This is a genomic window from Accumulibacter sp., from assembly GCF_031732815.1.
Taxonomy (GTDB): domain Bacteria; phylum Pseudomonadota; class Gammaproteobacteria; order Burkholderiales; family Rhodocyclaceae; genus Accumulibacter.
On record NZ_JAVMKF010000012.1, the window covers coordinates 1 to 9853 of the forward strand.

6 protein-coding genes and 1 pseudogene are annotated in these 9853 nt (G+C 64.8%); 2 read left to right on the forward strand and 5 right to left on the reverse strand.

What is annotated here, in order from left to right:
• A pseudogene (locus RKP46_RS00960) lies at window positions 1–341 on the forward strand (MBL fold metallo-hydrolase); the annotation flags it as partial.
• Window positions 342–410: 69 nt separating this feature from the next.
• Here RKP46_RS00960 and RKP46_RS00965 read toward each other — a convergent pair.
• From RKP46_RS00965 to RKP46_RS00985, 5 genes are all read right to left on the reverse strand, one after another.
• Entirely contained in the window at window positions 411–1808 is a 1398-nt protein-coding gene (locus tag RKP46_RS00965; protein ID WP_311104899.1) for a hypothetical protein, read from the reverse strand.
• 16 nt (window positions 1809–1824) lie between these two features.
• Window positions 1825–3345, reverse strand: a complete 1521-nt coding sequence (locus RKP46_RS00970) for a CHASE2 domain-containing protein (RefSeq protein ID WP_311104900.1) — start codon at window positions 3343–3345, stop codon at window positions 1825–1827.
• A 64-nt stretch (window positions 3346–3409) separates the two neighbouring features.
• Window positions 3410–4420 (reverse strand): caspase family protein, encoded by a 1011-nt coding sequence (locus RKP46_RS00975; RefSeq protein ID WP_311104901.1) that lies wholly within the window; start codon window positions 4418–4420, stop codon window positions 3410–3412.
• Complete coding sequence (locus RKP46_RS00980; RefSeq protein ID WP_311104902.1) at window positions 4417–5037, reverse strand: hypothetical protein; 621 nt, start codon at window positions 5035–5037, stop codon at window positions 4417–4419. Before RKP46_RS00980 ends, RKP46_RS00975 begins: the two co-directional genes overlap by 4 nt.
• Window positions 5038–5121: 84 nt before the next feature.
• Entirely contained in the window at window positions 5122–9162 is a 4041-nt protein-coding gene (locus tag RKP46_RS00985) for a tetratricopeptide repeat protein (protein WP_311104903.1), read from the reverse strand.
• Here RKP46_RS00985 and RKP46_RS00990 point away from each other — a divergent pair.
• Window positions 9136–9798 (forward strand): hypothetical protein, encoded by a 663-nt coding sequence (locus RKP46_RS00990; RefSeq protein ID WP_311104904.1) that lies wholly within the window; start codon window positions 9136–9138, stop codon window positions 9796–9798. The two genes, RKP46_RS00985 and RKP46_RS00990, sit on opposite strands and share 27 nt — an antisense overlap.
• Window positions 9799–9853 lie beyond the last annotated feature (55 nt).

Consider the following 9853-nt stretch of genomic DNA (forward strand, 5'->3'; position numbering starts at 1 on the left):
CCGGGCTGGCGATAGATGCCGTCATCCCCGGCCATGGCGCCCCCTTTGTCGAGGTCGAAGAAGCCTTTGCCTGTGCCTACCGCAAGCTGGCTGCTTTCGAGCAGGACGTCGAGCTTCTCGCACGGCACGCGCTGAAAGTCATCGTCGCCTTTGCCCTGCTGGAAAAGCGCCGCCTGCCGCGCGCCGAACTGCCCGCCTTTCTCGCCGAATTGAGCTTCTGCCGCAGCGTCAATGCGCGTTACCTGAACCACCCGATCGACTTTCTGGCGCAGTGGCTGGTGCGCGACCTGCTGCGCGTCGGCATGCTGAAGGACGAAGACGGAATCCTGCTCGCCGTCTAGCCGGCCAGCGAGAGGCGATGCAGCGCGACCTCGGTGCACTCCGGCCGCCAGCGGCTGCACCAAACCAAGCTACTGGACGGCGGGCGAAAGCGCCGGCGGTCGACCGTTCCTGGCGATCCATGCTTCCGCCTCGGGCAACTCGCCGAGGCGTGCGGCCACATCCTGCAACGCCGAGAAGCGCCAGCGACCGTCGTCCTGCTCGGCCAGCCACTGCGCCTGCGCCAGCCATGTCGCCACTTCGGCGCCGTCGCTCGCCGGTGGCGCTGCCTGCTTGACGACCACCAGCAGGCTCGCTTCAGGGAAGACGTAGCTGCGCCGGTCGGCGATTTCCAGTCGATACTGTCCTGCCGTCAAGTCGGTGGCCGGAAGAAACGCTTCACATCCTTTCAGCTCGCTCAGCTCGGCGATGGGTGTCGGATCGCCTTCGCGCGCCAGGGTGACGCGGAAGGGCGGCAATCCGCCACGCCAGGCGACGAAAAGACTGCGTTGCCCGGCGCGCAGCAGTGAAGTCGAGGCGCGCAGCAAAGGCGCGTCAAAACGCGTCGGGTGCTCGGTGCTTTCGGTGTTGGCGCAGGTCCGGTTTGGCCTGGCGAGATGATCGTGCGCCTGCTCGGCTTCGCGCACGGCGCGGTGTGGCGCAATCTGTCGCATGGCTTCGAGGCTCCACGCGCGGCCGTGGTTTTCGACCAGACGCAGCGCATGCACGGCCGCTTGCCAGGCAGCTTCCTGCGCATCGCTGCCGCTTGCTTGCGGCGCTGGGGCCACGCCAGAATGCTGCGCACCGGCAACCACGCGCAGACGCAGCGTGCACGTGTCGTCCTGGAGGCCACCACGGATCGCAAGCTGAAAAACCTGCCCCGGCGCACCGATCGCCGGCAGAACGATCTCACCCCCGGTTTGCCCGATGGCGATCGGTGGAGCCGCCGGCGTACCGTCCGGCGCCAGCGGCGTCAAGGTGGCGCTGGTCCCCGCGGTGACCGGCATGCTCAGGCCGCCAAGCTGGTCGAGCACCAGCCAATCGGTATAGGCGGTCACTCGGCAGAACGCATTTGCCCCGTCGCGTGCCGCAGCCGTCGACGGCGAGTGGGCGCCCTGGCGGTCGATGCCCAGGATTGCCCGCAACTGGCGGACAACTTCCCGCGACGAACGATGCTCCGACCCGCGCAAGCTGAGCGCAATTTCGGCGCCCGTCCAGCAGCCAGCTTGCGGCGCCGGATAATCAAAGTCGCCGGCGCGGTCGCTGCGCCGCAAGCTCACTCTCGCGCCAGCCTTGGGAAAGCATACCCGCTCGCTGGCGCCGACGACGCGCCACGGCACAGCCGGTCGCGCGGGGCCGTCGGCCGGCTGCACGGTGACGCCGGGGTCCGCGCTGTGGATGACCAGGCTCACGGCATCGGCAGCGATTGCCGGCAGTGCCGCGATGGCACAAACGAGCCACCACTGATGAATTACCCGTAGAACAGACATGGCATTCCTCCCAAAGCTAGTGAGCGGGGTGGTCCGCGTGACCGTCAGCGGAAGCCTTCTCCCGCTGTCGCGCCGCGATGAATTCCTCGATGTTTCGATGCAGGAGGATTCCCAGCATCGGGGCACCGAAATCGAACCACAGCCCCTGTCGCAGCAACAGTGGACCGATCACGAAGATGAAGCCGGCGGCCACCAGTCCACCCGCGATGACGGTCGCCATCAGCCGATTACCGAAAGCGAAGAGCGCCGCGACGAGGACGATCAGTGTCAGCGCTAGCGGCCATTTGGCCTGCCATGGCAACTCGTGCAGTTGCCCGTGGCGCAACATCGTATCGAGCGCGTTGAGATTGAGCAGCGCACCAGGCAGTCGACCGACCGGCGTGTAAAAGTGGTCGCGGCTCTCCTCGTAGCTGCTGCCGATGACGACGATCGCGTTGCGAAACTCATCGATGGGCGCGTCGGCTTTGATGAGAACGCTCAGCGCCGGAAACAGCCCATACCCCAAATCGCCCTTCTGGTAGCCCTCCTGGCTGCCGAACGGAAAGAGCAGTGTGCTGGCCAGCGGATTGTGGTCGGTGTGTTCTTCGCCGTGTTTCGTGGTCTCGCTGTCCGCCCGTTCGCGCGTTTCGGCAAGACGTTGGCACCAGGCGGCGAGCGACGGGTGGCGGCCTGGTTGCAGGCAATACAGGGCCAGTTGCGGCGATGGCAGAAAACGCGAGGCATCGCCGATCGCCGCCGTCTGACCGATCGACCATCGCCGCACGAGCAGGTCGCTGTCGGGCCGGAAGTGTGGCAGCACCGGATGCACACGCACGCCGCTCGCTGGCGCCTGATAGGCGTCCCAGAACGCCGGCCGCAAGCGCGGCAGTTCAGGCGCTGCGTGCGCTTCGTTCGACGGGCTGCGGCCAGCCGGCGGCTGACGCAGACTGCGCGCCGCCAGCAGGTGGCGCGGCTTGCCGTCGGCGAAGCGGCGGTCGTGCAGCTTTGCCAGCCATTGCCGTTCAATCTCGCCGGACTTGCCGTCGAGCAACAGGTCGACGTAGACGACGCGCGCGCCCCAGTCGAAAGCCCGGTCGACAAGTTTGAAGACCTCGCGCCGTGGCTGCAGGAACGGCTCGCCGCCACCCCAGCGTGGGTCGCTCCACGACACCTCGTCGATATCGACCCAGACGAAACCCGAGTAATCGCTGTGCAGCGGCTCGCGGTCGATCCAGCCCAGGGCGCGGTACGTCTGCAGCAGCGAGACGGTCTTGTCGAATCCCCAGCGTTGCCAGAGGGCGACGGGTCCAAGACCGTGCGCCAGATGCAATGCGGTTTCGATGGCAATGCCCAGCGCGAAACAGACAGCGAAATGCTGCCAGTAGTGCGGCCAGGTGCGGTAACGTTGCCGGAGTGGTTCGACGAGCGTCGCGCCATGCTGCTTGAGCCTTTCGACGACGGCAGGCAACTGCTCAGCGATGCAGCCGACCAGCCAGACGCAAACGGTCAGCGCGAGGATGAGCAGCACGTTCCAGTAAGCGTTCACTGGCGAAAGCATGCCCCGTTCTCCTGCTCGCCGCCGAGCGATTCACCCATTCCGCCGCCGCGTGCGCGCTTTGGCGTCAGTGCGCCACTGGCCATAAGCGGCGTCTCCAGTCCGAACCCTCGAAGAGCGGTCGCGGCACGAACGCCGGCATTTCGCCATAAGCCGCCAGAACCGCGCGCGCCAGGTCCTCGAAGGTCGGCGCCGCGTCCTTGCCTTGCCGTAGCGCGTCGAAGGTGCTTTTCAGTTTCCAGGTAAACAAGCCGACGCGCCGGCCGTTGGGCCGCAGCGCAACTTCCAGCGCATCACCGGCCTCGTGAACCGCGTAGAAAGCGGCGATCGGTGGCATCTCGACACCGTCGGCCAGCCCGCTCGAACTCAGACCGGGCAAGCGCCGCAAGGTCCGGCGAACGCTCGTCAGGCTCTGCGCGAGGGCCTGCGACCAGCGCTGACGGTCGATTCCCAGCACTTCCGGTGCCAGGCGGCGCACCGTTACGGCGGTCCACTCGTCGGTTGCCCATCCATCGTCGATCCCGCCGCGTGCCATCGTCCCGGCATGACAGGCATCGACGATCAGCCAGACGAAAACGCCGAGGCGAGTCAGCACAGCAAGTCGCTCGCGCAGATCATTATCGACCAGCGCGCGGCCGACGCTGCCACGCTGTGCCGACCACGGCGTCGAATCGGCCAGCAGGAATACCTCGTCGAGGCCGTCGAGTTCGCCGATGTCGCCGGCAAGACCGATCGGCTGCTGCGTACCGTGCCCGGCCAGGTAGAGCAACACTTCGTCGCCGGCGTGTACCTCGCGCAGCAGGCGGTCGAAGGCAGACTTCAGCGCGTCCGAGGTCGGCGGCGCATCGGCGCCGGCGCGGCGTGCCAGCACTTGCCGACGAGCCGGCGTGACGCCCCAGTCGCGCGCCATCTCGACGGCCAGGTCGATGTCATTGTCAACCCCGCTCAGGACTTCGGCCTGCGCAAGCTGTTCGAGCTTGGCGACGCCGACCAGCAAGGCGTGTCGTTCGCCGGCGCCGGCGGCGCTGGCCAAGACCAGCCACAAAGCCAGCGCAACGCCCCAGCGGCGACCGTTCACGACCCGTCTCCCGATGGAACGAGGATCAGCGACAGCGGTTGCCCCGGGACGAGGACGACGCGCCAACGCCGCTGCCAGTCGGCCAGACCCGCTGGCAGCGGTGCCGGAATACTTGCCGACAGCCGGATCTCGTTCGCAGCGCGCTGCCAATCGACGGCCACGCCGAGCGCCTGCAACTCGCCAATCAGTGCAGGCGTGGGCGCCGTGAAGTCGGCGACGGCCAGTCGCGGTGTTACCCCGCGGCTGGCCACCCAATCGAAAGCGGCCTCCGGCGGCGCCTGCTGGTGAAGCGCGATGCCGCCGATAAAACTGGCAGCGACACCGGCAAGCACCAGGATCGGCCAAGAAACGCGCCGCTGCCACCAGGCGCGCGGCGCTGGCATTGCCTGCTGGGCCTGCTCGGCAAGCGCCGCTTCGATGCTCTGCCAGACCACTTGTCGCGTCGTTTCGCTCGGCGACAGCGCCGCGCCCTCGGCGCGCATCGCCGCCAGCACAGCGCGCGCTTCCTCCGTTTCGGCGGCCTCGTTGGCGCTGATCGGCGGCGCATCGCCCAGCAGTTGCCGCCATTCATCCTCGGCCGCCCGGAGGGGCGCGCCCGTGCGGGTTTGCTCAGTCATGGCCGCAAGTGTACCCCGAAGCGCACTGCCGCATGATGCGTCGTGCCGCTCGGCCTGGTCTTGCCACCCGCTTCCCGGCGCGTTTCACAGCCAGTTGCCCATCAGAATGAACGGCGCCCAGTAATAGGGGTGCGCATAGGGCGCCTTGGGGTCGCGCGTGAACGGCGTGCCACCCGCGGTCAGCCGCCTGGACTCGGCCCGCTCGGCGCTGCCGGGTGGTGCGCTGACCGCGCCGGAAAGCAGCGCCAGTTGCGCCTGCTGCAAGGCTTCGGCTTTCGACGAACCGGACTGCTGGTGCTGGCGATAGAACTCGCGCATGAAGAGCGCGGTGCTTGCGTCGTTGACCGACCACAAGGTGGCGATCACCCCCTTGGCGCCCAGCTCCTGCGCCAGGACGCCGAAGCCTTCCACTTCGCGCCCGTTGGCGCCAGCGCCACCACCGACGGCGGTCTCACACGCTGAAAGAGTCATCAGCTCGACGCCGGCGAACGAATAGCCCTGGCGGATGGCGGCGAGCGAGAGCTGGTTGCCGTCGCCCAGCAGCAACGACGACTGGGTTTCGTTGCCCGGAGTGAACCGAAAGTGGCTGGCGACATGCACCACCGGAAAGCGTTCGCGCAGGCTTTCCTTGAAGCTTTGCGCGGTAAAATCCTGATCGAGCTTGACGACGCCGGGCAGAACGCCGGCGCTGCCGGGTTGCCTGACGATTGCCGCCATCTCGCTCGACACCGCGCCGAGCGCTTCCTGCGCACCCCATTTCCGGGTAACGCCGTGCCCGGCCACCTTCCACCCCTTGCGCGGCTTGTCTCTCAGCCGGTCGCGCGCGACGTCAGTGTATAGCGCCAGAGCGTAGCGCTGCGCAAGGTAGTGCTCGCCGTCGTAGAGCGCCGCCAGCGGCACGTAGCGCAGCACGCCGTCGGGCGCGATCATCAGCTTGCGCGCGTTGATCGCCTGCAGGTCGTCGGCGACTGGAGCGATCAGCCGATCGTAGAGCACGCGCGCCGCCGGGCGCGGGTCGTCGTCGACGCTGCGCAGCTTGGCGATCAAGTCCTGCACCTCGCGGTTGATCTGCTTCTCCCCGACCGCCACCTTGCGTGCCAGGCGGACCTTGCCGGTCGTCAGCAGGATGTGCGTCACTTCGGGCAGGACGATGTATTGCAGCAGGGCGACGTCGGGCCCGAGATCGGCAATCACGTCGGTCAGCTCGCGGCCGAGATTCTTCTTTTCCAGTTCGACGCGACGGTTCATGTCGTCCACCACCTGCGCGAAAATGTTCCGCAGCTCGTCGAGCGTCTGAGTGAAAGCGTTGTGCGCGGCCTGGAGTTCCTTTTCAAGGGTGGCGAGACGATCGGCTTCGGCGGCGCTCAAGGTGCCGTCGTCCTTCTTCTGGCGCAGCGTTCCCGCTTCCATGCCGAGTCTGGTCAGCGGGCTGCTGGCGCTCTGCAGTTTCCGGTCGGCGTCGACCTCGCGGCCGGTGAAAGTCGCGCGCGTCGTGCGCGGGTCGTTGCCGGCGTCACGACGAATGAAATCGTGATACTCGTCCTCCTTGAGCATCGCCAGCACCTGCTGCGCCTCGGCCAGCCGCCCGGCGTCGATCAACAGTCCGGCGAGGTGGTGGTAGTTTTTCCCAACGGTACCGAGGAATGATCTCTGCGTCGTGGCATGGGAGGCCTGCAGGTGCTTGCGCACGGTTTGCAGCGTGTTGACCGCTTGCTTGCCGTAGAAGATGGCGAGGTCCGGTGCGGACTCAGCGTAGAAAGTGCTGAGGTTGCCCAGGACGTTCCAGGCGAGTGCGACGCCTCCGGCGTTGAGGGCGATGCGGTACGCGCGGCGGAGCAGCGATTCAGCTTCGCCGTTGCGGCTCTGCGCTACGTACAGAACCGCCAGTTCAGTGAGCGCCCAGCCTACCTCTGGATGCTCAGGTCCAAGGTGTTGTTCGAGGATGGTGAGCGCGCGGAGCTCGAGGGCCTCTGCCTCGGCATCGCGGTGCAACATCCGGTACAGCGAACCTTGGCCCAAGAGGGAAAAAGCCAAGTACCAGCGATGCCCTGGCTCGACCACTGCCTCCCGGATCGCCAGCGCGCGGTTGTAGAACGATTCAGCGTCGGCATAGCGATGCTGATCCTGAGCAAGCTTCCCGAGGCTGTTGAGGGTAATTGCCGTAACGGGGTTATCGGCGCCCCACGCTTTCTCTGCTACCGCCAGAGCCAGACGGTACAGTGCTTCGGCGTCGGAGTAGCGGCCTAACGTACTGCACAGACGAGCAAGGTTGTGGAGATACGCGGGAGCATCCCGATGGTCCAAGCCAAACGCCTTCTTGTGAATCGCCAGTGCGCGCCGGTAGAATCGCTCGGCTTCAGCAAATCGGCCTACGTAATCAAGGGATCGAGCGACTCTATGGGTGGTATTCGACATCCCCTCAGCGTCCCTTTCCCCGGATGCTTCCCGCGCTGCCAGGATTTCCTGGTAATGTACCAATGCTTCATCGTACCGGCCCTCGGCAAACAATCTGTCCGCTGTCTCCACTTTCTTTAGCCATGCTCGTCCGTTTTCGACGAACCAATGGGACGCTTCTTTGACTAGTCTGGGCTGCCAACCTCGCTGGATGAAGCTATCGAAGTCGCGCAGTTCGACCTCGATAGCATCAGTCGTCTTAATAAGCGGCAGGGCTCTTGCGTACCATACCCAGGCGTTTTTGCGATCACCTTGCAACAAATAGGTGTGGCCAACGTGCACCATCGCACTCCTCATGCTGGATGTGCTTGGGTCGATCATCACCACATCCTTACAGGCAACACGAGCGTTCACCAATGCCTTTTTGCGGACGTAATCCCAACACAAAGTAAGCTGCAACGATTGACCCCATGCTATTAGGTCTTTCGGAAAGACCGTCCTCGGGGAGGAACTGTCCGGCTGCGCCGGGATTGCTAACCACCGACGGTAAAGTGGCTCGGCGTCGGCATAGCGCCCTTGCTCAAAGTACAGTTCGGCTAAATCGTAAAGGCTCGTCGCCAACTCCGGGTGGTTGGGATCCAGGGACTCTTCTCGCATCGCGAGTGCACGGCGATACAAGGATTCCGCGTCGGCATGTTCGTCCGGCTTGGCGTGCAGTTCGGCTGGTCGGAAGGAGCCCCTGGCTACGTATGCTGGATCCGAAGCGAGCGCTTTCTGCTGGATTGACAGCGCTCGGCGGAGGAGGAGTTCGGCCTCCACAAGCCGCCCCCCGGCACTCAGTCTTGTGGCCAGAAACAAGAGGCTCTTGGCTACGGCCCAGTGCTCAGATCCGAGCGCTTTCTCGCGAATCGCAAGCGACCGCCGAACCAGAGCCTCGGCTTCTCCCTCGCGGCCTTGTTTCACGTTCAGGGTAAGCTCCGCCAGGTTTTCAAGAGTATCGCCTACGTCCAGGTGTTCGGGGCCCAGCATTCTCTCCTGGATCGCAAGTGACCGACGACAAATGCGCTCAGCTTTTTCAAGGTCAAGAAAAGTGGCCTTCCATTTGCAAAGTCTCACCAGATTCCAGAGTGTCCTATGCGCGGGTCGACCCTCCGTAGCGAGAGCCTTTTCCCGGATTTCCAACGAGCGCAAATAGAGCGGCTCGGCGTCGTCAGGGCTGTCCGAGTCCAGGGAAAGCAGGTCCGCCAGATTTTCGAGAATGGTGGCCACGACCAAGTGCTCGGGGCCCAGGAGCTTTTCCGAGGTCGCCAGCGAACGACGGTAGAGGGCTTCGGCTTCGATAGGATCACCCTCTCGCGCCAGGAGAAAGGCAACATTGTTCCGGGCCGTCACCACCTTCAACGTGTCGCTGCCGCTAGCCGCTTCGAGCGCCGCGAGGATTTCCCGGTAGAGCGTCAATGCCTCGTCAAAGCGCTCTTCAGCGGCCAAGCTGGCCGCTTTTGCTTTCTTGGCCAGCCACGCCCGGCTGTGCTCGGCGAACCTCTGCCGCGCCTCCCGGGCGGGTTCCGCTTGCCAATCCCGGCGAACGAAGAGCGAGAAGTCGGCCAGCGGGCCGTTCTCCAGATCCGTCTCGCTGTCAACCAGCGGAATGCTTTTCTCATACCACTGCCAAGCGTTGTGTCGATCGCCTTGTAACAGGTAAGTGTGACCAAGGTTGGCCGTCGCCGCCATGCTGCCGGGATCGATCGTCCGGGCCTTCTCGCAGGCCGTACGGGCGTCAGCCAGGGTGTTGGCCAGAATGCCGCGCCAGCACAGAACGTTCCATGCGCGCGCCGAATTGGGTTCGAGAAGAACGATCCGTTGCGAGTCAGCCAGCGCCTCTTGGTCTTGTCCGAGTTCGCTGAGCGCCTGTGCGCGCACGAGGAGAAGAAGCGACACATCGTCTGGTTGGTGCGCAAGTATGCGACTAATGTACTCGACCAGCGCCGGCCAGTTCCTGGCACTTCCCGCCTCCACTGCCAGTTCTCGCAAGCGCTGGATCGACATCGTGTCCGCCAATTCAGCGGCGGCCGGTTGCGCCGGCGTTTCGGCCAACAAGACAGTGGGTTGCAGCAGCAAGGCGGCGACCAGAAGTACACAGAATCGGTGCTTGAGCATGGTTTGTCTCCGGGTTGGAAGGGAATCTCTCGTTTTACTGTCGACTCAGTGGTTGTGAATAAATCTACTATGGCCGCCGATCTGCGGGCTTACTCATTCGCCCGCTTTTCGCCCATCTCTCCGATATGTGTCGTCGCTCGCTCGCGCTTGGTATCTCGGCCTGCTCGTGACGATCTCTTCACCCCTTCTCAGATGAACAACGCTCTTTAGTGGTAATCATTCACTCCCCTACACGGTTGCCGGGATGGCGGGGATCGTGGGGAGC

Coding starts and splice junctions, on each gene's coding strand:
- RKP46_RS00980 (WP_311104902.1), bottom strand. CDS start 5,037: ATGACTGAGCAAACCCGCACGGGCGCGCCCCTCCGGGCGGCCGAGGAT.
- RKP46_RS00965 (WP_311104899.1), bottom strand. CDS start 1,808: ATGTCTGTTCTACGGGTAATTCATCAGTGGTGGCTCGTTTGTGCCATC.
- RKP46_RS00970 (WP_311104900.1), bottom strand. CDS start 3,345: ATGCTTTCGCCAGTGAACGCTTACTGGAACGTGCTGCTCATCCTCGCG.
- RKP46_RS00985 (WP_311104903.1), bottom strand. CDS start 9,162: ATGGCGGCGACGGCCAACCTTGGTCACACTTACCTGTTACAAGGCGAT.